The organism is Okeanomitos corallinicola TIOX110, assembly GCF_038050375.1.
GTDB classification, from domain to species: domain Bacteria; phylum Cyanobacteriota; class Cyanobacteriia; order Cyanobacteriales; family Nostocaceae; genus Okeanomitos; species Okeanomitos corallinicola.
The window spans coordinates 3,505,424-3,529,605 of sequence record NZ_CP150886.1; the positions used below are offsets into that span (position 1 = coordinate 3,505,424).

A 24,182-nucleotide genomic window follows, 5' to 3' on the forward strand; every position below is an offset into this window, starting at 1 on the left:
TATTTGATAATATTTATTTACGTATATATACTTAAAGACTGCTACTGAGGGGCAGAAAGTCGTAATAGACGTAATAATCTCATCAGAGGTGTCAGGGGTGATTCCACTTTGATGGCAAAGGCTAAGATTTGTGTGCTTTGCAACCTGTTAAAATTATTATCACTAACTAAAATTAATGAGGTTTTGCCATTAGGTAGTTTAGAACCCAGGGTAAAACCTTCAATGTTGTCTAAGGCCACATCTAACGTTTGCAAATCTAATAATCTGTTTTTGGTGACTGGTTGGATGTTTTGAATATCGGCAGTTGCTAAACTATTAATGTTTTGAATTTCATCGGCATTTTCTAAGGAAACCTGAAATAAAGAAATCGCAAATCCTAAACCTGTAAAACTTCTTTCTAAACTCAGGAGGTTGCCATAGTTATCTAGTGCAATTAATTCAGGTAATCCACTATCAAATCTACCTGTAAAATTGAAAAGAGGTGTAACTGGTTCTGTTTGATAAAGAAACTCTTTTTCTGGCTGATTTTTAGCTAAATTATACTGTAATATCCGGCATGGACTCCCTGAACCTGGTTTTGCTTTTGCACCATCTTGAATCAGTGCATTTTCAGTTGCGGTAAACAATAATTGATTGTTGGGGGAGATGGTAAGACTTTCAAAACCTAAATTATTACGAATACCTTGCGGTTTTTGGGAATCTGGTAAAAATTTGTTGGGTATGGGTAAGGTGTTAATAGCTTTTCCAGAAGCCAGGGCAAATTCTGTAATGAAAGGGTTAATTGATTTCTGTATATCTCCTTCGGAGGAAATAAATAATGTTGAGTTTTTTGTTAAAGCTATGCCTTCTGTGTCACTTTTACCAGGCATGAATTTTTGATTATTTTCGTTTAATAGGGTAGTTACTGCTAAGGGTGTGATGCTATTTTTAGTTAATTTACCTTGGCTGATGTCAATTTTTAGGGTATAAAATCTTGCAGGTGCTTTGTATCCTCTGTCGTCGGAGATAGCATAATAAACATCGTTTTTGGCATCATAGGTAATTCCTGATAATCCTCCCAATTCGGTATTTTTAAAATCAAATCCTGTGGGTAAACTAGCTGCACCAATGAATTCTATATCAGTTACTTTTACTGTGGCAGATGCTAAGTTATTGATAAATAAACTGCTGATAATTATGGTTATTGTTAAGTAAATTATTAGATATTTTTTGGTAATTATTTTAGTGATTTTCATGTATTTTTATAATCTTTTATCTTTTATCTTTTATCTAAAAAATTAACTAGCCAGTCTTTAACTTTGAGCGTGGCACGACAGTCATCTTCGTTATAACGTTGAATGGTGTCTAGGAGGTGACGATCGCCTGTTTCTAACCATTGATCATACCAGTAAATACATTTAGCACCACTGGCTTCTTGATCGCGCCATTCAAATCCTAACCATTTAGCGATCGCTTTGAGTGCATAACTTTCAATTGGTAAAGCTACATTTTGTGTGAGTTTTTCATAAACATCTACAAAGCGATTGAGTATGGGATCAATTAATGTGTAGGGTGTACGGTAAAGTTTTCCTAGTTTTTTAATCGTCTCAACTTCGTAATTACAAAAATGATAAATTGGGGCTTGGGGATATTGATTAACTAATTCTAAAAATTGCTGCCAAATTAATTCTTCTTGTTCTGGTGTTTCTGCTAATAATGAATAAAATTTTTCGGTATTTTCTGGTCTATTAACTACCAAAACTCCCAACAGGTAATTTAAGTTTAAATCTGGTTGTGCCTCAATATCAAAGTACAACTCGATGGCATCTGTGAATGTGACAATTCCTTCGGTTACAGCGTAGGGTAGTATTAAGGGAGTTTTTGTTAATTTTGATTGAGCTTGTACTATGAGTTTAGATGCTACTTCAGAATCAAACCCAATTAAGTTTTCTAAAGTGCTGGGGTGAGTATTTGCCAGTGTTTCTAAACTGGTTTTAGAAAGTGCTTGCAGTTGTGTATAGCGAATTGGCGTTACACCTGGTAACAATGATAGATGTTGCTGGGATTGAGCGATCGCATAACAGTGATTATGCCAGTGACAAAGATTACATTTCTGCCGAGCAATAAATATTTCTGGTGGTTCTGGGGACTCAATTACTTGAATATACTCCGCTAAAATACTTAACATTTCTGGTGTCCATTTATTTAGATCCACCACATAGGTCGTGTCTTTATTGCGTAATATTAATCCCGCTGCTTCTAGTTGTGATTCTTGTACTGCTCCTAAAATTTCCGCATGAAAAGCAGCTACAACCTGGTACTCTTGTTTAGGGCGTTTACCTAATTGAATATCTACAGGAATGTAAAACCAATCTCCAAAACAGGATTTTCCCGGCTGTTTGATCAGTAAATCTGGGCGACTCAATAAGGTATATTCCTCATCATAAGTAGCTAATAATACTCCACGATGAATATATTCTACCCCTTGCTGCATCAGTTCTAAAGTTGCTTTCCCCCCTTCTTGCCAGTTTCCGTAAGTAAAATCTGGTTGTGTATACGATAAGTTATATATTATACTTTTTTGGTAGGCAATTTTATCCTGTTGCACTTTGACCAGCAACTCATGGGGAGCATCTCGCTGGTTATAATCACCATGAGTATCTAAAAAAGGTCGCCGCTTACAGCGTTGATATTGGAGTAGGAGTTCAGCATTAATGATCATGCCTTTAAGCTAACAATAATTAGGACATTTTGGGGTTATACCCAGAAAATTTTCGGTTTTTATTTTGGATTTGGGATTGAGCAATCTAAAATTAAAAATGTTCCTGTGCTGCATCTGCTTTACTTACTCAAATCAAAAATAGAAGTTGTAGCAGGAAAAGAGTAGAACCCAGAGGACAGAAGCGATAGAACTGACATGGATTTGCTATTTAGTGAGCAAATTTAAGATTCTAAACCTTAAATCCCCAATCCAAAATCTCAAATCTAAAATTAATATGTTGCATCAACATCGTAGCCAGTTTCCAGCTTTAACAAACAAGATTTATTTTAATTATGGGGGACAGGGCCCAATGCCTCAAGGGGCAATGGATGCTATTATCCAAACACAAGCACATATTCAGGAGTTGGGGCCTTTTGGTACTGAAGCCTATGGCTGGATCTCCCCCCAAATGAAGACAACCAAGGAAGCGATCGCATCTACACTAAATGTACCGAGTGACACGATTACGCTGACAGGTAATGTCACCATTGGTTGTAACATTGGAATGTGGGGGATTAATTGGCAACCAGGTGATCATTTACTCCTTTCTGATTGTGAACATCCCGGAATCATTGCCACCGCTCAAGAGATCAGCCGTAGATTCTCTGTAGAAGTTTCTACCTGTCCGATGATGGCAACTATCAATGCAGGTGATCCTGTATCTGTTATTGCTAAAAATCTACGTCCTCATACCAGGCTTGTAGTTTTAAGTCATATTTTATGGAATACAGGTCAAGTTTTACCCATTAGTGAAATTGCTGATACTTGCAGAAAGAATAATTCTCTACTGTTGGTAGATGCTGCTCAATCAGTGGGAGTTCTGCCTCTTAATTTAACAGAATTGGGGGTAGATTTCTATGCTTTTACCGGTCATAAATGGTTATGTGGTCCGGCTGGTGTTGGTGGTTTGTATGTGCGCCCCCAAGTCAGGGATTTATTAAATCCAACATTTATTGGTTTAAATGGCTTGATTGTTAACAGTCAAGGACAACCAATCAGTTGGCAACCAGATGGACGAAGATATGAAGTTTCTACCCTATCTACATCATTGTATATGGGTTTGCAGGAAGCGATCGCCACTCATGACCAATGGGGAACAGCAGTGGAAAGATATCAACAAATCTGTCACAACAGTGCATATCTTTGGCAAAAATTAACAGAATTACCCCATGTTAAATGTTTAAAAAACTCTCCACCAGAAAGTGGTTTAGTATCTTTTCAATTAACTAATAATCAACCTAATGCAGAATTAGTCAAATTTTTGGAATCACACAAAATTTTAACTCGGACAATTGCTAATCCTAATTGTATTCGGGTGAGTGTTCATTACCTAACTTTAGAATCAGAAATTGACCAATTAATAGCCACAATTAAAAGCTTTTTAGGACTCTAATATCACCACAGATAAAGGCGGATATGCAGGAATAATTAATCTAGATTTATCTGTATTTATCTGCATTTATTTGTGAGCAAACATCATCAATACCAACAACTATAAAATTCTTCTTGACTTGATAACTGACCACACCAACAATTTTATTAATCAAACCAAATTCCTATATGAACCGTCCTATCTTATATCTAGCCATTACAAATCATGGCTTTGGTCACACTACCCGCACCGCATCAATAGCAGCTGAAATTCAAAAATTGTATCCACAAGTGCTATTAATCATTGTCACCACTGCACCCCGATGGCTATTAGAATCTTACATTCCTGGTGATTTTATCCTCCGTCAACGTTCCTTTGATTTAGGAGTCGTGCAAACTGATAGTTTGACAATGGATAAAGTAGCCACTTTACAAAAATTAAAAGAAATTAAGAAAAATCAAAATTCTTTAATTGCTTCAGAAGTTAATTTTATTCGCCAAAATCGTGTTAACCTCATTTTAGCCGATGTTCCTTTTCTGGCAACAGGTTTTGCACAAGCCGCAAGTGTTCCCTGTTGGATGACAAGTAACTTCAGTTGGGATTTTATTTATAGAGATTGGGGAGGAGAATTTATTGAAATTGCTGATTGGATCAGCGATTGGTACACTAAGAGCGATCGCTTATTTCGTTTGCCTTTTCATGCACCCATGTCAGCTTTTCCCAATATAATAGATGTGGGTTTAACTGGCGGTTCTCCCAAATTCTCCGCAGAGGAAATTCGCACAACTTGGGGAATAACCGCACCACAAGAAAAAACTATCTTACTTACTTTTGGAGGTTTAGGTCTACAGGCAATTCCCTATGAAAATATTAGGAAATTTTCTGATTGGCAATTTATTACTTTTGATGCTTCCGCACCAGATTTACCTAACTTAATTAAAATTAAAAATCGTCAATATCGTCCCGTTGATTTTATGCCCATTTGTGGAAAAGTCATGTCCAAACCGGGATATAGCACCTTTGCAGAAGCCACACTTTTAGGACTACCTATTATTACCATACCCCGTGATGACTTTGCCGAAGCTGCTTTACTGTTAACAGGTATTCAAAACTATAACCACCATCAAATTATTCAACCTCAAGATTTTTTTGATGGCAATTGGGACTTTATTGATGACTTACCCCAAGCACCAAAGCAAGCACAACCAATGGCTAAAAATGGTAACGAAACCATAGCTAAAGCGGTGATAGATTATTTGCAGTTAATGTAAATAACTCCCACCTCCACAATCTCAAATCTCAAATTAGTATGGCACATTATCAAAAACTCTTGAGAATTTCTACCACTGGTAAATCATTTCAGAATATCACCTCTAAAGTTGCGGCTATAGTCGCAGAGTCTGGTGTAAAAACTGGACTTTGTACCTTATTTTTGCGTCACACATCGGCTAGTTTAGTCATTCAAGAAAATGCTGACCCCGATGTACTCAAAGACTTAGCTAATTTTATGGCTAAATTAGTGCCAGAAGGTAATTATTATATCCATGATGCTGAAGGCGCTGATGATATGCCAGGACATATTCGCACGGTTTTAACCCATACTTCTGAAAGCATACCCATTAACAACGGTTACTTAGTTTTAGGAACATGGCAAGGTATTTACATCTGGGAACATCGCCAACATAATCATAATCGGGAGTTGGTAGTGCATATTTCCAGTTGAACTGCTTAAATCGTATTGTCAAAATGTTTTTAAAATTGTGTTCACTTATAAAAACTATCAAGATATATTCATAGTTCCACTTAATTCCTGAAAGTACCATGTCATCTAAAATTATTCTCACAATTACTCAAGGTAAACTCTCTGGAAAACAATATAATTTTGACTCCCGTAGCACTTGCATTATTGGTAGAAATCATGATTGTAATTTACAATTGGCCAATGAAGTAGATATGACTATTTCTCGATATCACTGCTTGTTGGATATTAATCCTCCAGATATTCGTGTGCGTGATTTAGGGAGTCTTAATGGCACTTTTGTCAATGGTAAAAAAATTGGTCAAAGAAAACCTAATCAAACAGCACAGGAAGGTTTAAAGTTAAATTTCCCAGAATACGATTTACAAGATGGTGATGAAATTAAATTAGGGGATATTTTATTTAAAATTGGCATAGAGGCAGAAGAATTACCACAGGTTTCACAAGCTAAACAAGTTATTGAAATAGAAACAATAAACTACACCAATACTATTAATCGCTTGCTAGAATTAGCTAATAATGGTGATGAAAATCTCAAGATAGTTTCATGTTATAACTTGGTTAAGTCTCTGGGTAAGGGCAATGTAGGTGAAGTATTTTTAGCAGAAAATAATCAGCTCAGAAAATTTGTAGTAATAAAATTGATGTCACCCGCAGTTACTGGTAAAGAACAGAGAATAAATCAATTCTTGGACGAAGCAGAAAATACCAAATCTTTAGCACATAATAATATAGTTGATTTATTAGATTATGGGTTTGCTGAAGAAACTTTCTTTTTTGTAATGGACTATTGTGAAGGTGGTAATGTTTGGGATTTAATGCAACGTTCAGGATGGCGTTTACCAATTGATGTTGCCGTAGATATAATTATTCAAGTTCTTGATGGCTTAATATATGCCCATGAAGTAGAAATTCCCCGTGTTAAATTACCTGATGGAACGGTAGGAAAAGGTAAAGGTTTTGTTCACAGAAATTTGAATCCTTATAATATTTTGATTACCTATATTAATGATAAAATCGTGGCGAAAATAGGTGATTATGGTTTGGCAAAGGCCTTTGATTTAGCAGGGTTAAGTGGACAAACTCTCACCGGTAATCAAATGGGTATACCTGCTTTTATCCCTCGTCAGCAAGTGCTAGAATTTCAAAACTCACTACCAGAAGTTGATGTATGGGCAACTGCCGCTTGTTTATATAATATGCTGACAGGGTATTTCCCCCGTGATTTTACTGGTGATCCTTGGTTAGCAGTCTTGCAAAACGATCCTGTACCTATTCTCAAACGTAATCAAACTATCCCTAAAAAACTAGCAGCGGTAATAGATTCAGCCTTGGTGGAAAAACCAAAAATTACTTTTCAAACGGCGGAAGAGTTTAAGCAAGCTTTGATCAAAAATATGTCCCAGAGGTGAGATAGGAATTACCAATTAGTGATGATTACTAATTAGACAGGGTGTTATCATCTAAGTTACAATCAATTTCTACTTCCATAACTGTATAATTACTGAAAGTAACGTCTAAAATATCTCATGAAAATTGCTGATTTAATCACCTGGTTTGAAGAATGGGCAAATCCTACTTGGTGTGAAAGCTGGGATAATTGCGGTTGGCAAGTTGAACCTGGTGTTTTGCAGGCAGAAGCACGGGTATTAGTTTGTTTAACTCCCACCTTAGCGGTGATGAAAGAGGCGATCGCCGTCAAGGCAAATCTAATTTTTGCCCACCATCCCCTGATTTTTAACCCCCCTAAATCTCTCTGCACTGGGGAAGCAATGGGGGATATGGTGAAATTGGCTTTTACTCAAAATATCGGTATTTACAGCGCTCATACTAATTTTGATCAGGTAAATGATGGTACGGCCGATGTTCTGGCACAAATATTAAATTTACACGCAGTTTCTCCCATAGTTCCCACTCAATCAGGTTTAGGATATGGCAGGGTAGGCAATTTAGAACCATCTTTGACATTACAGGCATTACTTACTCAAATTCAATCTCAACTTCAACCCCCAAAGTTAATTTTTTCTCCCGCTGCTAACTTAGAACAACAAATTGCACGGGTTGCGGTTTTAGGTGGTTCGGGAGCAGGTTTTATTTCCGCAGCGCTGAAAACCAAAGCCCAAGCCTATCTCACCGCTGATTGTAAATTTCATCAGTTTCAGGAAAGTCGAGATCAAGGATTAATTTTAATTGATGCTGGACATTATGCTACTGAACGTCCAGCTTGCGATCGCTTGGTACAAAAATTCAAATCACTGAACTTAAATTGGGTGGAATTGAGTCAAAAAGATGAAGATTTCCGCCAATTTTTACTATGAATAAAAACCGCTGACTACTGGCGGGTTAAAAATTTGGCGTTTGCTAGATACTTATAATCATAGTATTATTTATTGCCTGGATTTTATTCCCACAATTTAAACTTCTTGGTGCTTTTTTTGTCTATGAAATTTTTAGCACCAAGAAGTATATCTTTGTCTCCACATGACTTTTGCTAGATAATCGTGATAGAGATCACAAATTTATTGTAATGACAATCACTAACTTTTAATGTTTGATATCAATGTATTTTCAGTTGAGGTATTGCACACTAAGAGTTATAAATCCTAACCTTAGCTAAAACCTAATCACTATGATTCGTACACTCATAGCATCTGCCTTCCAAACAGGATATCTTAGTGTTGAATCAGAGGGTTTACTCCATCAAGTGCTAACAACCAAGTGCTATAAATCAGAAGATATAAAAGCTCTTGATAACCTATACGAAGCAATACGCACAGGTAGAATTAAACGAGAAGCTTGTACACAAAGTCTGATGGAATTACCTGTCTTGAAAAATCTCACTAAGAGTTAATCAATGAAATAAATAATGAAACCTCTGTTTTGCTTGCAATTGACTGCCATAAATGGAATTCAACAAACTTGTTTTGGGTAGACACTCCGTCTACCCATTAGTTATAGATGTACACTAGACCTTAACTAAACTTTATATTGAACTCAGTCAGCATCAAAATAATATAACAAGATAAAAATATATTAATAAACTACTTTTGTATTTAATTTATGGAAGGTATGTACTTTTCTGGAGATGTCTATTGATCTTGTCTTTTCTTTCTCCTCCTTGTCTAAGTCTCTGTGGTTTAGTTAAGTTTTTCAACAGTTCTGATTATCTGCCTGAATTTTATGTCAGCCTGGAGGCAGTACACTCATGGGTGTGCTTAGTAAATTTTACTACTAAACAATTGTTCTATATCATTGTCAACAACTCAAAAATAAAAAAAATTCTCAACCATCAAATCATTGCCATAGTTTTTAACTGACAAGCAAAAATCCAGTCCTAAACCTAATGTTATTGATCAAGAGTGAAAACTATTTAAAGTAAGCCTGAGAATGAGTTAAGATCAAATACATTAGGGTTAACAGTATAGCCAAGTCCCTAGACCTCCTAGAAATGCCAATGACTACAAGTAGGCAACTAAAACAACCGCGATTATCGCCTGTTTTGCAGTATTATTTATTACAAGATGGTAGTAAGGAATCACCACCAAATATTAACCTGGTTAGGGCAACTCCAGAGATGTTTAACTTCTATGAAGTAGACATTATCTAAGCATCAGCCCAAAATAAGTTAATTTCAATTCATTCAGTAACTATAGGTTTATAGCAACTATTTCCCGATATTCGACTGCTAACACCAAGTCATTGTGAAATGGGGTTATTAAACACAATTAGTTTACAAATCGTGAAATTAACCTGTTGAGGCAATTTCCAATTGGGTAAGACCCAAATTTTCACTGGTTTAACTACGTTGTTTAAAAAGGCAGAAGCAGTACATGCTACACCGCAAAATTTATCAACTGTGTTGCGACGGGCGGGAGGTATGTGTTTTTTTGCGGGATCAGCAACGCTGGATAGAGCAAGCCCGCATTATTGATATAGAAGGTGACTTAGTGACCCTGCGCTATGAAACCGACGAAGAAGACGAAGTTTCTTCATGGGAAGAGATGATTCGCTTAGAAAGCATCGGATCTATAACTCAAAAACTAGCTTCTGTACCCAGAGGAAATGTAGAACCTCTGATGACAGAAGATTGTCCTGAGTCAGAACGTATCCGTAATCGGTTTACAGACTTAAACCCAGATTAATAAATTCTGAGTGATAAATCCAAGATTATGACCGATAACCTGGATTTTAAAATCTAAAATCCAAAATCGAGTGGTTTAGGATTCATCCTCAGATAAGCGTTCAAAACCAGGACAATAACCTTCAAGAGTAACTTTAAAGTTATACAATGGGGCGGCGGAATTCCAACACCGTTGCCCCCTTTGGTATTTGCACGTACCACAGCATTCCAAATCAGACCAGTTGAGGGGATGTCTTTGACGGGTTGTATCTAGACTATTTTGATTGAGAAGCTCTCTTTGAGATAAACCTCTTAATACCAGTTCCTCACCTTGCCAACGGGCTTCTATTAAACCTGTGTCGGCGAAATTTTGCCAGCGGGGGTCATTTGCGATCGCATCGGGTAAAGAAATTGTAATCACGGTTTCTAGTTCCGTCAATTCCCCTTCATAATTAGTTTCTGGGGCAGAAGGTTGTACAAATGTGTCACCAATGGGCAAATCTACAATAATTCCCGCTGCTGGAGAATGGATGTGATAACGATTTTGTAACTCATCTAAGCTAGTTAAATCAGCTAAATAAGCTGGTGAGCCATGTACAAAAACAACGTGCTGGGGTCGGAGGTTGTGAATTAGTTGGGTTGTTCCTGGGCCATCACTATGTTGGGCTAAAAGATAGCTGTCAATAGTGGTTGGTGTTAAATATTCGGAATTAACTGGAATATCAATTCTGTCAGGGAAAAGAATTAGCCAAGATCCTGTGTGGGGTTGGCAATATTTTCCTAAATCTGCTGTGGAGTCGGTAAGAACTATACAGGGTGAACTACCTAAAGTGGCTAAATCTTCAAATTTTAAACGTCGGACGTGGGGGCGTACTTTTTCATCCCAAAATAGAGACTGATGACGGGCGAAATTTTGCACAGAGGCGGGAAGATGGGGCAAAAGTTCTAAATAGGCATCGCAACCAATAGCGACATCACCATCAACCCAAATATCTATGTCTCGACCGGTGAAATGATGATGGGAACGTAACAACATCAACAATTCCTGACCCAAGCCTAAGGCTGGTGTGGGTAAAATTACAGAAGAGTGATCGGCGATCGCCCGATTAATTCTTTCTGCTAGTTGATTTTCCTGATGACGACGGTGAGGATGGCGGGATGTACCATAACTACCTTCAATCAAGAGGACATCTAAATTCAAACCCCGTAATTCTTCCAAACGTAACCCTTCTACCAAACGGGAATTAGAAAGGAAAAAATCACCAGTGTAAAGTAACTTATAATCACGGTCTTTACTGTGGTAGATGAGGAGAATAGCCACAGCACCAGGCAGATGACCGGCGGGAAATAATTCTACAACTAGATTTTCTTCTATTTCTATAGGCGATCGCAACGGCAAAGCCTGACAAAATGAAGGAACTTCTTCTAGTGCTTGTTCTGGCCAATTTAAGGGTAATAATTTGCTAGTCACCTCACTAGCGTAAATAGGTAACTGGGGAAAATGCTGATTTAGAACCAGTAAACTCCCAGCATGATCAGGGTGAGCATGACTCACCAAGACTAAATCTGCTGGTGGCAATGAATCCCTGATCAGCGGTGAAATATCCCGCAAACCGCAATCTAACAAAATGCGGTGTGGACCCATCCGCACCAATATACAAACACCTTCATCTTCATGCTGAACACTATAGGGCAAACATTCTAATTCACTAGCTACTTGCCCACCATCAGCAAGAGAGGATACTGATAGATCATCCCTCATGCTCTCCTCTCTAACTATGACTAGTGTGCAGAACCGTTACCGTGATAGTTGTCTGAATCATAAAAGCCATTTTTCGTACCAAAAAACAAGCACGCAAAGGTAAATATAAAGGTCAATACCACCAAAATTAGCTTAACATCCATCTGTTTACCCTCCTGAATTAAACACTTTTTATGGTAATGGTCTAATTTTGCATTTGGGCAGAATTACCAGAAAATCTTTACTTGTTGAGGGGCATTGGTAATTGGTAATTGGGTTATTTATTCTCCCTCTATCCCCCTCATCCTCCCCATCACCCCTGCTTTAAAATACAATTTCCTGACCCTGTTCTGTAAAGCGGACATCTTTAATGTTCCAACCAGCGTTACTGGTGAGGGTTTTGCGGAGACTGCCAAATAATGCAAACTGCTCACAATTAGATAAAGAGGCTATTTGTCGCTTAGACTCAGGCGCAATCCGTAAATCTATGGTAGCTACACCATTATTAACAGTGGCACGATATCCGGCCAAACTAAAATCACCTGTGTCTTGTACTTCCAAAATTTTGCCGATAGCTCCATTCATGGGTTCATCGGCTGATACTGAAGTCTGTTTAGAAACAAAGTCTTGACATTGATCATCACTTGTGTAAAGGGTGACTTGAGTAGTTTTACCAGATGTTGTTTGAGAACTTGCAGTGATTGGTGTTTCCGTCGCAGATGGTTGGTTAGACGAAGATTGATTTTCAGTAGGAGAATTTTCCGGTTGAGAGGAGACAGAATTGTTTGGTAATGGTTCTAACGCTGTATTATCAGAGATATCGCCAGAACTACAGCTGCTGATCGTGGCGGAAAATGCCAATATAATCAGGGGGAAAATATATTTAATCTTTATGTTCATAGTAATGTTTTTGCACTGAACGAATTACACAAAATAAACTTTGTGACAAACACATTTACTGTAAAGCACAATCTGAAATTATCGGCGAAAATTTTGCTTTTTATTTAGCTATGGAGAATTTGATATAAATGGTGCAACCACGCAAACAGTTTGCTCAACATTGGTTAAAAAGTGAAAAAGCTCTTGATGCTATCGTTAAAGCAGCAGACTGTCAGGAAGATGATAGAATTTTGGAAATCGGACCAGGGACAGGAATTTTAACTAAGCGGTTATTACCTTTAGTTAATTCTTTAGTGGCTGTAGAAATTGACCGTGATTTGTGCAAACTACTGGTAAAACAACTGGGTGAAAGAGAAAATTTTTTACTGTTACAAGGAGATTTTCTCACTCTTGATGTTGAATCTCAATTAGCAGCTTTTCCTAAGTTTCAACAGCAAAATAAAGTAGTTGCTAATATTCCTTATAATATCACAGGCCCCATCATTGAAAAGTTACTGGGTACTATTGCTAAACCGAATCCAAAACCTTATGATTCTATTGTGTTGCTAATTCAAAAAGAAGTAGCACAAAGATTGTATGCTAACCCATGTTCAAGAGCATTTGGGGCGTTATCGGTCAGGGTACAATATTTAGCAGATTGTGAGTTAATTTGTACAGTTCCGGCGGGGGCATTTTATCCACCACCAAAAGTTGATTCTGCTGTGGTGCGGTTGTCCCCTAAACAGATAGAAATTCCGGCTAATGACCCAAAAAAGTTAGAAACTCTGGTTAAATTAGGGTTTGGGGCAAAAAGAAAAATGTTAAGAAATAACTTACAATCGGTAATTGAGCGCGATCTCTTGACTGAATTACTGGCAAAATTAGAGATAAATCCCCAAGTCCGCGCCGAAGACCTGAGTGTGGCACAATGGGTATCACTGGCAAATGAGGTGAAAGTTGACAGAGAAAAAGTAAGGGAAAATTAATAAAATAACCCAATGCCTAATGCCCAATAACCAATTATTAATATGCGTTCTTATAGTTTAATTGCACCAGCAAAAATCAATTTATATTTAGAGATTTTGGGAGATAGAGGGGACGGATATCATGAGTTAGCGATGATACTGCAAAGTATTGATTTAGCAGATCAAATAGACATACACGCTGGTACTACGGAATCAATTCTTGTTCATTGTCATCACCCCCAAGTACCTACAGATAAGAGTAATTTAGCATACCGAGCCGCAGCACTAATGGCGAGGGAATTCTCTGATGTTTTTAATAATTTGGGTGGTGTTGATATTACGATTAAAAAGCGTATTCCCGTGGCTGCGGGATTGGCTGGAGGTTCGACAAATGCAGCAGCGGTATTAGTGGGGATAGATTTGCTTTGGAATTTAGGATTAACTAAATCAGAATTAGAAGAATTAGGCGCGCAACTCGGTTCAGATGTGCCATTTTGTATTTCTGGGGGAACGGTAATTGCTACGGGTAGAGGTGAAAAACTTTCTCCTTTACCAAGTTTAGATAATATCCATTTAGTGTTAGCAAAATACAAAAGTTTAGAAATTTCTACCCCTTGGGCTTATAAAACCTATCGTCAAGTTTTTGGTAGTAGTTATATTCAAAATACTGATGATTTATTAGCTCGCGCTCATGCAGTACATTCAGACGAGCTTGTTAAAGCTGTGTTAAATAAAGATGCAGTGGAAATTAGCCAGAAAATGCACAATGATTTAGAAAAAGTTGTGTTGGCAGCTTATCCTAAGGTATTACAATTGCGAGAATTATTTGCTAGTCAATCAGAAGTTTTAGGAACGATGATGTCAGGTTCTGGGCCTTCTGTTTTTGCCATTGTAGAATCACAAGCTCAAGGTGAAATAGTCAAGCAAAAAATTAGAGCAGCTATACCCGATGAGGATTTAGAATTGTTTGTTACTAAGACAATTACAAACGGAATTCAAATATCACAGTAAACATTTATTAGTTACTAATGATCAATTTGTTATGAATGAACCAAAAGTTAAACCAGCAGAAGCAAATCCTGGACAAATACCACCAACACCATTAAGGTGTATAACTGGGGCGGTAATGTCAGGAGGATTTGCGTTTGCAATGTATTCTTTGATGATAGCGATCGCCACCACTTTTGCTAATAAACCAATTCATTCAGATAACCAAGTAGTTATAAATATTGGTTCTGCTGTTCGGACTTTGGTTGTTGGTGTGGTAGCTTTGGGAACAGGAATATTTGGGATAGTTACTTTGGGTTTATTAGCTTTAGCAATACAGTTATTGATACAACAGTTGACTACTCCTAAAAGTAATTAACAAGAAATTCGAGGATTGAACTGAGTTTTAGATTTAATAAATTGCTGCTTTCTGTGTGCAGCAATATCAGGTAATTGATTTTTTTGTCTCCAAGTTTTTGGAGATATTTTATGATGATGCTGACTAAACTGACGAGAAAAATAGCAGGTATTTTGATAGCCAATTTTGGTAGCGATTTCTTCAATTGTCAGATTTGTCTGTTTGAGTAGATAGCAAGCTGCGGCCATGCGACGTTTGACTATCCAAGCATTAATACTTTTTCCTGTTTGTTGAGATACTTGATGAGTTAAATAAGCTGGGGAATAGTCTACAGCTTGAGCAACATCAGATAAAGTAATTCCTTCGTGATAGTGAGCTTCGATATAGTCGAAGACTTTTTGCAGGTGGGGAATTTTGGGGAAAGCGAACTGTGATTTTTCGATGTTTTGGGAAACTTCTGAAACTAGATCAGAGTTCTTCCCATAGAAGTATCTGAGTAGAGAGTGTTTTTCTAATCTCACAGTAATCGCTGTTAGTAACTTATTGATAGTTACGGGTTTACTTAAATAATCATCTGCACCTAACTCCATTCCTTTTCTTATGGATGCGGTGGAGTTATTAGCGGTGAGAAAAATAAAAGGAATAATTGCGGTAAGAGGATCTTTGCGTAAGGTGGTTAAAACATCGTAACCATCCATACCTGGCATCAGCAAATCACAAATTATGAGATCAGGTAAATATTTTTGTGTTTGTAAAATGCCAATTGTACCGTTTTCTGCTCCTATGGTCCTAAAACCTTCTGCTGTGAGAGAATTTAAGAATAGATGACGGCTAATATCATCATCTTCAATTACCAGAATTGTTTTTGAGGATTGATATCTCATATTCTTGTAAGCAATAAAAGTTGTGACAGATCATGAATAATGACTAATAACTGATATTTTGAGTTTTAAGATGTATCTAAATCCATAGGTTGAATTGATGGTATTACCAAAGTCACTGTAGTACCTAAATCTAATTTACTCACCACTGAAATGTTTCCTTTATATAATTCCACTAAAGTTTGAACAATTGATAATCCTAGTCCTGTACCCGGTATTGTCCCGACATTTACACCCCGGTAAAAAGGCTGGAATAATTTTTGTTGATCTGATTTAGAAATTCCAATTCCCTGATCTTTAATTTTAAAAGTAATTTTTTGTTGGCTACAGGAAATTCTCAAATTTACTACACTATTTTCAGAGGAATACTTCAGAGCATTATCAAGTAAGTTATCTAAAATTGGCTTTAGCATATTTTGATAAATATAAACCGATGAGTAATCACCTTTCACAGTAATCTTAATATGTTTGTCACTATGAAGAATGTGTAGTTTTTCAATAATATTTTTACAAAAATCTAATAAGTTAACATTTGTGCTTTCAAATTCCACTTTTTTTGCTTCTATTTCTAATAGCATAAAGATATCATCTAATATTTGAATAATTTGTTGTGTTGCTGTTTGAATATTATCTAAGCAATTTATAGTTATTTCTCTATCTTTTGGGTCTATATTGTCTATGTTTTTTTGAATTAAACTATTGGAAAAAGAAATAACATTTAGTGGTGTACGCAATTGATGGCATACTTTAGCCAAAATATGAGATTTAATAGCACTTTGTTGTTTTGCTAATTCTAAGGTTTCATATAATTCCAATAATGAAAAACTAAGCTTCTTAAAAACAGGATCTTCAAAACACATATGTAGATACATCTCCTGATATTACATAATAGTATATGTAGCATTGAGCATAGTTTTTAGATGTAAAAAATAATTTTGATTTGGGGAAGTTTGAAAAAGAATCTAAATAAATTATTTATTACTTTAACAGTAAATCAAGAGTTGTGTATATAAACATATTATTCATATCCTAGATAATTATCTATCAATAATATTAGATGACTTTATAATAATCTACCATAAGGCATATTTAACCATATCTTAATATGGGTGTATATCCTCCATAGGACATACTTTTGGTTGCAAAATATTATGTTTTTGCTCAGGTATCTTCCTGAAGATAGACCAATTGTAAAAAGTTAATGTTGTTGCATATACATCAAGTTACTTTACACTCATATTTCAGAGAATTGGGAGAATTGAGAAAAATAAAATAGCGAAATAATATACTGCTGGATCTAAAAATATTTCATTGATCTGCTGTCGAATCTTGAGTATGCTTAATGGGAGAAGTGGGTTATGAAGTTTGGTTACTGAAATCTAAATCTAGCTTTAAACCTGGCCTCAGTAAAAACCAAAAAAATATTGTCATCAGCGGGTGTTTATCTTAGCATAATTTGTTACTGCCAAAATGCTGAGAGTGTTGATATATAAAGCAAATCTGACGAGCTATTGATTTAATTTCAATTATAGATTAGGAGTGCATACGATGAATCAAAACATTGCTGATGTTAACAAAAAAATTAAAAATAAGATTAATACGGAACAAATAGAGCAAATAGTCAAGGCAATTATAGCCGGTAAATATTCCTGGGCTTGTGTTTTGTTGTTGCGTTCTTCTGGACTAAACCCCATTGATTATATTCCCTATCGTACTTATATCCGATTGATTAAAAATAATTGCCTTCTAGGCGGTTCTCATTCTCAGGAAGACAAGAATAATAAAAAAGATGTAGGAATTTTCAATTTAAGGTCTAGATGGGTGCATTTCTGATTGATCTATTAAAAAATAGATTAGATGTGGAAATATTGCTGAACTATAGGCATCTAATAAAGGGTTCAGCATTATTTTCTTGCCTATAAATAAGGCGTGGCTATCCCTAAAAATTTTAAAAGGGAGTTTCTGAAAACTTAATTATTAGCTATTAATGGAGATCATGATTTATCCAGTGATTATGTCTAACAATCGCTTGCAACCTATTATTAAAGAAATTGTGTGGCAAAAAAAGATTGAAGTTGCCCAAATTCAACAGGAAATGTCTTTTGCATCTTTACAACGTCAATTAACTGCTGCTCCCACTGTCAGAGATTTTTTTACTGCTATCCAGCAGAATATTTATCAACCTGGTTTGATAGCTGAGGTGAAAAAGTTATTATCTCATCAGGATATAGTGACATCAAATTTTGATTTTGATCCTTTAGCGATCGCTAAATCTTATGTAGTTGGTGGAGCGACTTGTCTATCTGTAATGACTGATCAAAAGTTTTTTCAAGGGGGTTTTGATCATCTACGTATTATTCGTCATCGGATCGCAGTACCACTTTTATGTAAGGACTTCATTATTGATCCTTGCCAGATTTATTTAGCCAGAGCAGCAGGTGCAGATGCAGTATTATTAATTGCGGCCATTTTAACAGATGCAGAAATAAATAATTTGTTACGAGTAATTAATTACTTGGGAATGAATGCTGTAATTGAGGTTCATAATTTAACTGAGTTAGATCGTGTACTCAAATTAGAAGATGTGCGTATTATAGCTATAAATAACCGCAGTCTAGAAGATTTTAGTGTTAACCTTAGTATCACCCAGCAGTTAATGGCAGCTAGGCGATCGCAATTACAAAATTTAGGTATTCTGGTAATTAGTGAATCTGGAATTGAAACACCTGCTGATATATCTCTGATGGCAGATGCGGGTATTCATGCAGTTTTAATGTCAGATGTTTTACTAAAACAACAAAATTTAGAAGTAGCTGTTAAAAATCTCCTCAATCATAAATTTTCTGTTTCTAAAAACATGATCAAGAAATGATTTTAACAGTTATTAGTTAACTCTAGCAATCCGATTTGATTTTTGAAAAACTCTATTACAGCACTTTCTACTGTGTTGAGGTACAAAATTTGTATGAGTAATTCATTTATCAAACCGGAGTCCTCTAGATGAATATTAATGATTAAGGAATATCACCCTGGGATTTTAATTTTTGCATAGCTCTTTCTGCTGCTTCTCTACCATATTTGATGCCAATTTCTGTGGAATCTTGAGCAATTTGAGGTAATACATTGAGAGCTTTCTTTCCTAGTGGAGTATCATAAAAAGCAATCATTCCTTTAATTTCTTCATTAGTAAAATACTTGTCGTATAAAGGAATATACGCATTAACCATATCATCTAGTTTAATTTCTGCCATAAAAGCATTCCAAAAACTTGCAGGTATATCTGGGTACTGAGATTTCATTGAGTTTAACATTTGATTAATCATTTGTTGACTCAGACTTTTTGCACCTGTTATTTCTAGTAACTTTTTGATATTTTGAATTTTTTCGGTGTTGTTAGCGTTTGCAATCAGTTCTTTTTTTTGAATGGGAACTTGAGGTGATGTTTGAGCAAAAGCTGGTAGGTTGATATTTGCTATCAGTGAAATTAACAATGCTGAGATTAAAAGTTGTATTTTCATAACCTTTGATTTACAAGAATGTCAGATTTTTATACCTGTACTCATGATAACTTATACTAAATCAGAAATTACCAAGCAGATACAGTAGGTGCTGGAAATAACCAAATATCAAATATCCAGAATATTATTAAGTTTTAATAACCTTTAAAGTCCGGAGACTGGAATCAATACAACCACTAATCACTCCACCTAATAATGGAATTTGTTGTAAATATTCTATAGCTGCTTTAGTAATTAATTCTCCCGCCATTAAGACAGGTATTCCCGGAGGATAAGGACAGACATTTTCTGCACAAATTCTATCTAAGGTTTTCTCTAACGGGAGGGTTTCACTATCAGCAAAGAAAGCCTCACGGGGAGAAATGCACAGAGTATGGGCAATTATAGCATCGTTTTTATATTTACATATATCATACTGATTTGTCAAGTTTGATGTTTGAGATAATTTTTTCAACCCTTCTAGCAATGCTTCTATATCTGTTTTATTGTTACCCAAACTAATAATAAAAATTAGATTCTGTAAAGATGAAAATTCTGGTGTTAAAGCATTTTCATTAATAAAGTCTTCTGCTGCAAAACCCGTTATTCCTAATTTAGAAACATTCACAGTTAACCTAGTTTTATCCAAATCAAAAAAGCCACTATTTTTAATATCGGGAATATCTAAAACCGATAAACCAGGAATTTTGTTAATTTTCCGTCTTGCTACTCCTGCTAAATACAAAGTTTCTAACATTAAACTTTCCCCATTCATAGCCATTTGGTGACGTGCAGCATCCAGAGAAGCTAAAAGTACAAAACTCGGACTTGTAGATTGAACTAATTGTAAGGCTTTATTTAATCTATCAACATTAATTTTGTCACCTTGAATATGTAACATAGAAGCTTGAGTCATTGCACCCAAGGTTTTATGAATTGATTGTATTGTGATATCAGCACCTGCGACTAAAGCTGAGGTAGGTAAATTATTATGAAACCCAAAATGTGAGCCATGTGCTTCATCTACAATTAAAGGCAAATTATATTCATGGGTAATTTGGGCAATACTTTTTAAATCTCCACAAACACCGTAATATGTAGGATGAATAGTTAATACAGCTTTTGCATCTGGATGTTGAGATAAAGTTAATTTTAAATCCTCTAATTTAATGCTGTGAGCAATATCTAAATTATCATCATATTCAGGATAAATAAAAATAGGCATAGCACCAGAAAGTACCAAGCCAGAAATTACAGAACTATGAATATTTCTCGGTAATATAATTTTATCACCTGTACCACAAGTAGACATTATTGCAGCTTCAATACCGCAGGTAGAACCATTAACTAAAAAATAAGTTTTTTCTGCACCAAAAGCATCTGCTGCTAATTCTTGTGCCTCTAAAATCGCAGTTTCAGGAGTGAATAAATTATCTAATTCTTCCAATTCTGTTAAATCAGCCCGCAAAACATCTTCACCTAGTAAATCAGTTAAAATTGGGGAAATTCCAGCACCGCGTTTGTGTCCAGGGGTGTAAAATGGACTGTGGGGACGAGAAATGGAAGCTTTTAAGGCATCAATGAGGGGGGTTTGGTTTTGATTGAGCATTTGATCACAAATAGTAAAACAAAATTGATTTTTCTAGATATTGATGGGGTACTTGTACCAGAAAAGAAATTTGCTGAAACAAAGAATAAATTTCTAACTGCTGAAGATTATCTCAAATTTGATGCTGATTGTTTATTAAATTTTGAAAATATTTTACGTCGTTATCCTGATGTATTAGTTGTCATTTCTTCATCTTGGCGAGAAGTAGTTAAAATTGAAGTTTTAAAAAACTTATTTTCTTCAGATATAGGAAATAGGATATTAGGTTTTACTCCTTTTATAGATGTGAGATTTCTTGATAATTGTGAATATATCCGTTATCAAGAAGTGCTAGAGTTTTTAAAACAAAATAATGCAGTAAATATTCCTTGGGTGGCAATTGATGATTTAAGTTATCATTATCCATCTGATATTAATATTGTAGTCACAGATGCTTATTGTGGTTTTAATGAAACTGCTGCGCTGGCTTTAGATTCATATTTGCAGGAATGAAAGTATATCATCAAGAAAATGTAAATTTATCATCTCAAATGAGATACAATAATTTTATAATAAAAGTTCATGTTTCAAAGTATATCCCCATGATTGAAATTGTATTTCTAGTTGAAGATGATCCTGATGGTGGCTATACAGCCTCAGCATTAGGATACTCAATTTTTACTCAAGCAGATGATTTAGCAAGTTTGCAAATAATGATTCATGATGCTGTTGACTGTCATTTTTCTGATGAAAACAACCGACCTGAAATTATTCGTTATTCAAAATAATCACCAATCACCATGAACTTAAAAGACATCAAACCCAAACTATTCACTATCATCAAATTTATCGCCATCCCCTTAATTACAGGAGGAATTGGTTTAGAAATCTGGAACATTCAAACATTAACAAATAATAGTCAACTACCAAGTTTATTAAATCCTATTTTAATCCTTGTTCACATTGCCCTAGCTGCACATTTTATAGAAGCAATTATCGCAGCTATTTATGCACCTAAAAAAAATCAGCACCCCATCAAGTATGCAATTTATACATTTTTCGTCGGTACAGTTGGTTTACTAGAATTGTGGGAGAATAATGATATATAAAAGATTATTCCCAGGTTCTATAAATTCTCAACCTGTTTGAATTATCCTTATAAATGCAACCAACATCTAAAAATCGAAAATGTTAAGAGCCGGAATTGTCGGACTTCCCAACGTCGGAAAATCTACCTTATTTAATGCTGTAGTCGCTAATGCCAAGGCTGAAGCTGCTAACTTCCCTTTTTGTACCATTGAACCGAATGTTGGCATTGTCTCAGTACCAGATGACCGGTTAAATGTTTTAGCCAATATTGCCACTTCTAAACAAATTGTACCTGCGCGGGTTGAGTTTGTGGATATTGCCGGTTTGGTAAAAGGTGCGAGTCAAGGAGAAGGACTCGGTAATCAATTTTTATCCCACATCCGCGAAGTTGATGCAATAGTTCACGTAGTGCGTTGTTTTGAAAATGATGATATCATTCACGTCGCCGGTTCAGTAGACCCAGCGCGAGATATTGAAATCATTAATTTAGAATTGAGTTTATCAGATTTAGCACAAATTGAAAGACGCATAGAACGCACCCGCAAACAAGCACGTACCAGCAAAGATGCACAATTTGAAATCACAGTTTTAGAAAAATTAGTAGCAGCTTTAAATGAAGGTAAATCTGTTCGTCAGGTCAGTTTAAATGCAGAAGAAGCTGAAATTATTAAAGGTCTAGGACTACTTAGCAATAAACCCATTATTTATGCTGCTAATGTTTCCGAAGATGACTTAGCAACAGGTAATGATTTTGTTGAAAAAGTCCGCGCAATTGCATCTTTAGAAAATGCTCAAGTTGTGATAGTCTCTGCACAGGTAGAAGCAGAATTAGTAGAATTACCAGAAGCAGATAAGGCTGATTTTCTCGAATCTTTAGGTGTAAAAGAAGGTGGTTTAAAATCCTTAATTCGTGCAACTTATGCACTATTAGGTTTACGGACATATTTTACCTGTGGACCTCAAGAAACCCGTGCTTGGACTATTAATGCAGGAATGTCTGCACCCCAAGCAGCAGGTGTAATTCACTCTGACTTTGAACGGGGTTTTATTCGTGCAGAAACCGTTGCTTATAATGATTTAGTAACACATGGTTCAATGAATGCAGCGAAAGAAAAAGGTTTAGTTAGAAGTGAAGGAAAGGAATATATTGTACAGGAAGGAGATGTGATGTTATTCCGATTTAATGTTTAAATAGATGATATTTTGAACGCAGATTAACGCAGATTAACGCAGATAGAATGAGATAATTTATCTGTGTCAATCCGCGTCCATCTGCGGTTTCTCGGTTATCTACCTATCATATAAATAGCAGCACCCATATTTTCATCATCTGAACCTACTATTATTCCCCCTTCTACACCAGGAATAATTTCTAAACCTTCAATTTTATGATAATTATCTCGGTAAATAGGGAAAAGTTGCTGATTTTGTCGCCATTGTATCTTATTATCATGAACTCCTAAATAACCAGCTACATAAACCGCAGACTGAAATGGTCCATCATTACCGTTATCATTTGTTGCGGTAATATAAACAATTCCAGCATTATCTATTTTTAAATCAGAAATATGCCGGACATTACCATCAGGATATGGTACATTAAAATTAGTTGATTGGATATTATTAATTTGATATTTATTTAAGTCAAAATTTCCCCAATAAATCCTAGCTGTTTCTTTTCCATTTCCTCTATGTCCCCACATAGCAATTAATTGATTATCTATTTTTTGTAAACTAAAAGATTCAAAGTTATTATTTTTATTAGTTTTGGGTAATTCAAATTCCTGAATTAATGAAATAGTTTTGTTTTTAAAAACTAATTTTAAGTGATATGCTATACCATCACTAGATAAAGCCACAAATTCAGAATTATTAGTTTCAGGAATAACTGTTAATGCTTCCAAGTCAATAGGAAGTTTAATATTATCTGGCCAACTTAAAGGTAAATATTCTGGTTGATTTTTACCTTGAGAACTAATAATTGCTAACCGTGCTTGATTGGATGTTTTGTTATCATGAACAATTAAAAAATCAAGTTTATCTAATTGTTTATCTATCAAAGAAATACCACTAATACCATAGGAAATACCACCACGAACAGGTATCCAAGTTTGTGCTAATACAGGTGCAGATATTAATAACTCACCCAGACATAAGACAGTAATTAATGATATAAAAAACTTCAACATTGTAAATTTACCAATTA

26 protein-coding genes are annotated in these 24,182 nt (G+C 35.6%); 17 read left to right on the top strand and 9 right to left on the bottom strand.

Annotation, left to right across the window (positions count from 1 at the left end):
- Positions 1–41: 41 nt before the first annotated feature.
- Together WJM97_RS15285 and WJM97_RS15290 are read right to left on the bottom strand one after the other, a co-directional pair.
- Entirely contained in the window at positions 42–1,235 is a 1,194-nt protein-coding gene (locus WJM97_RS15285) for an esterase-like activity of phytase family protein (RefSeq protein WP_353929650.1), read from the bottom strand.
- A 23-nt stretch (positions 1,236–1,258) separates the two neighbouring features.
- On the bottom strand, positions 1,259–2,701 hold the full coding sequence (locus WJM97_RS15290; RefSeq protein ID WP_353929651.1) for a TM0106 family RecB-like putative nuclease: 1,443 nt from the start codon (positions 2,699–2,701) through the stop codon (positions 1,259–1,261).
- A 274-nt stretch (positions 2,702–2,975) separates the two neighbouring features.
- On the opposite strand from WJM97_RS15290, the gene WJM97_RS15295 reads away from it, so the two are divergent.
- The 8 genes from WJM97_RS15295 to WJM97_RS15330 all read left to right on the top strand — a co-directional run bounded on the left by WJM97_RS15295 (position 2,976) and on the right by WJM97_RS15330 (position 10,013).
- Positions 2,976–4,133 carry an aminotransferase class V-fold PLP-dependent enzyme gene (locus tag WJM97_RS15295; RefSeq protein WP_353929652.1) on the top strand — a complete coding sequence of 386 codons (1,158 nt, stop codon included), beginning with the start codon at positions 2,976–2,978 and terminating at the stop codon, positions 4,131–4,133.
- A 167-nt stretch (positions 4,134–4,300) separates the two neighbouring features.
- On the top strand, positions 4,301–5,383 hold the full coding sequence (locus WJM97_RS15300) for a glycosyl transferase (RefSeq protein ID WP_353929653.1): 1,083 nt from the start codon (positions 4,301–4,303) through the stop codon (positions 5,381–5,383).
- 38 nt (positions 5,384–5,421) lie between these two features.
- Positions 5,422–5,835: a secondary thiamine-phosphate synthase enzyme YjbQ gene (locus tag WJM97_RS15305; RefSeq protein WP_353929654.1), complete on the top strand. Its 414-nt coding sequence runs from the start codon at positions 5,422–5,424 to the stop codon at positions 5,833–5,835.
- A 98-nt stretch (positions 5,836–5,933) separates the two neighbouring features.
- Positions 5,934–7,283 carry a protein kinase gene (locus WJM97_RS15310; protein ID WP_353929655.1) on the top strand — a complete coding sequence of 450 codons (1,350 nt, stop codon included), beginning with the start codon at positions 5,934–5,936 and terminating at the stop codon, positions 7,281–7,283.
- A 117-nt stretch (positions 7,284–7,400) separates the two neighbouring features.
- Positions 7,401–8,189 carry a Nif3-like dinuclear metal center hexameric protein gene (locus WJM97_RS15315; protein ID WP_353929656.1) on the top strand — a complete coding sequence of 263 codons (789 nt, stop codon included), beginning with the start codon at positions 7,401–7,403 and terminating at the stop codon, positions 8,187–8,189.
- 311 nt (positions 8,190–8,500) lie between these two features.
- Positions 8,501–8,722: a hypothetical protein gene (locus tag WJM97_RS15320; RefSeq protein WP_353929657.1), complete on the top strand. Its 222-nt coding sequence runs from the start codon at positions 8,501–8,503 to the stop codon at positions 8,720–8,722.
- Positions 8,723–9,325: 603 nt separating this feature from the next.
- A complete protein-coding gene (locus tag WJM97_RS15325; protein ID WP_353929658.1) occupies positions 9,326–9,478 on the top strand; it encodes a hypothetical protein in 153 nt (50 codons plus the stop codon).
- A 223-nt stretch (positions 9,479–9,701) separates the two neighbouring features.
- Entirely contained in the window at positions 9,702–10,013 is a 312-nt protein-coding gene (locus WJM97_RS15330; protein WP_353929659.1) for a DUF6679 family protein, read from the top strand.
- Positions 10,014–10,088: 75 nt separating this feature from the next.
- Here WJM97_RS15330 and WJM97_RS15335 read toward each other — a convergent pair whose 3' ends face one another.
- Together WJM97_RS15335 and WJM97_RS15340 are read right to left on the bottom strand one after the other, a co-directional pair.
- Positions 10,089–11,753 (bottom strand): MBL fold metallo-hydrolase, encoded by a 1,665-nt coding sequence (locus WJM97_RS15335; protein ID WP_353929660.1) that lies wholly within the window; start codon positions 11,751–11,753, stop codon positions 10,089–10,091.
- 303 nt (positions 11,754–12,056) lie between these two features.
- Complete coding sequence (locus WJM97_RS15340; RefSeq protein WP_353929661.1) at positions 12,057–12,632, bottom strand: sporulation/spore germination protein; 576 nt, start codon at positions 12,630–12,632, stop codon at positions 12,057–12,059.
- Between the two features lie 128 nt (positions 12,633–12,760).
- On the opposite strand from WJM97_RS15340, the gene rsmA reads away from it, so the two are divergent.
- The 3 genes from rsmA to WJM97_RS15355 are packed head-to-tail and all read left to right on the top strand — an operon-like array spanning position 12,761 to position 14,942.
- The gene (rsmA, locus tag WJM97_RS15345; RefSeq protein ID WP_353929662.1) at positions 12,761–13,597 is read left to right on the top strand and encodes a 16S rRNA (adenine(1518)-N(6)/adenine(1519)-N(6))-dimethyltransferase RsmA; all 837 of its coding nucleotides are present in this window, start codon (positions 12,761–12,763) and stop codon (positions 13,595–13,597) included.
- Positions 13,598–13,639: 42 nt separating this feature from the next.
- Positions 13,640–14,587 (top strand): 4-(cytidine 5'-diphospho)-2-C-methyl-D-erythritol kinase, encoded by a 948-nt coding sequence (gene ispE / locus WJM97_RS15350; RefSeq protein ID WP_353929663.1) that lies wholly within the window; start codon positions 13,640–13,642, stop codon positions 14,585–14,587.
- Between the two features lie 31 nt (positions 14,588–14,618).
- Positions 14,619–14,942, top strand: a complete 324-nt coding sequence (locus WJM97_RS15355; protein WP_353929664.1) for a DUF3082 domain-containing protein — start codon at positions 14,619–14,621, stop codon at positions 14,940–14,942.
- Here WJM97_RS15355 and WJM97_RS15360 read toward each other — a convergent pair.
- Entirely contained in the window at positions 14,939–15,805 is an 867-nt protein-coding gene (locus tag WJM97_RS15360; protein WP_353929665.1) for a DNA-binding response regulator, read from the bottom strand. The genes WJM97_RS15355 and WJM97_RS15360 overlap by 4 nt on opposite strands.
- A 65-nt stretch (positions 15,806–15,870) precedes the next feature.
- Positions 15,871–16,662: a HAMP domain-containing sensor histidine kinase gene (locus WJM97_RS15365; RefSeq protein ID WP_353929666.1), complete on the bottom strand. Its 792-nt coding sequence runs from the start codon at positions 16,660–16,662 to the stop codon at positions 15,871–15,873.
- 688 nt (positions 16,663–17,350) lie between these two features.
- Here WJM97_RS15365 and WJM97_RS15370 point away from each other — a divergent pair.
- Positions 17,351–17,635: a HetP family heterocyst commitment protein gene (locus tag WJM97_RS15370; RefSeq protein WP_353929667.1), complete on the top strand. Its 285-nt coding sequence runs from the start codon at positions 17,351–17,353 to the stop codon at positions 17,633–17,635.
- A 163-nt stretch (positions 17,636–17,798) separates the two neighbouring features.
- The gene (locus tag WJM97_RS15375; protein WP_353929668.1) at positions 17,799–18,674 is read left to right on the top strand and encodes an indole-3-glycerol phosphate synthase TrpC; all 876 of its coding nucleotides are present in this window, start codon (positions 17,799–17,801) and stop codon (positions 18,672–18,674) included.
- Between the two features lie 142 nt (positions 18,675–18,816).
- Here WJM97_RS15375 and WJM97_RS15380 read toward each other — a convergent pair whose 3' ends face one another.
- Positions 18,817–19,320: a DUF2059 domain-containing protein gene (locus tag WJM97_RS15380; protein ID WP_353929669.1), complete on the bottom strand. Its 504-nt coding sequence runs from the start codon at positions 19,318–19,320 to the stop codon at positions 18,817–18,819.
- Between the two features lie 127 nt (positions 19,321–19,447).
- A complete protein-coding gene (locus tag WJM97_RS15385) occupies positions 19,448–20,908 on the bottom strand; it encodes an aminotransferase class I/II-fold pyridoxal phosphate-dependent enzyme (protein WP_353929670.1) in 1,461 nt (486 codons plus the stop codon).
- Positions 20,909–20,932: 24 nt separating this feature from the next.
- Between WJM97_RS15385 and WJM97_RS15390 the strand changes: the two genes are divergently transcribed.
- The 4 genes from WJM97_RS15390 (at position 20,933) to ychF (ending at position 23,167) form a co-directional block, all read left to right on the top strand.
- A complete protein-coding gene (locus WJM97_RS15390) occupies positions 20,933–21,400 on the top strand; it encodes an HAD domain-containing protein (RefSeq protein ID WP_353929671.1) in 468 nt (155 codons plus the stop codon).
- An 89-nt stretch (positions 21,401–21,489) separates the two neighbouring features.
- Entirely contained in the window at positions 21,490–21,675 is a 186-nt protein-coding gene (locus WJM97_RS15395; protein ID WP_353933181.1) for a 2-oxoisovalerate dehydrogenase E1 subunit beta, read from the top strand.
- A 12-nt stretch (positions 21,676–21,687) separates the two neighbouring features.
- Positions 21,688–21,996, top strand: coding sequence for a hypothetical protein (locus tag WJM97_RS15400; protein ID WP_353929672.1), 309 nt, complete (start codon positions 21,688–21,690; stop codon positions 21,994–21,996).
- Positions 21,997–22,075: 79 nt separating this feature from the next.
- Positions 22,076–23,167 (top strand): redox-regulated ATPase YchF, encoded by a 1,092-nt coding sequence (gene ychF / locus WJM97_RS15405; protein WP_353929673.1) that lies wholly within the window; start codon positions 22,076–22,078, stop codon positions 23,165–23,167.
- A gap of 95 nt (positions 23,168–23,262) precedes the next feature.
- Here ychF and WJM97_RS15410 read toward each other — a convergent pair whose 3' ends face one another.
- Positions 23,263–24,165, bottom strand: coding sequence for a hypothetical protein (locus WJM97_RS15410; protein ID WP_353929674.1), 903 nt, complete (start codon positions 24,163–24,165; stop codon positions 23,263–23,265).
- Positions 24,166–24,182: the final 17 nt, after the last annotated feature.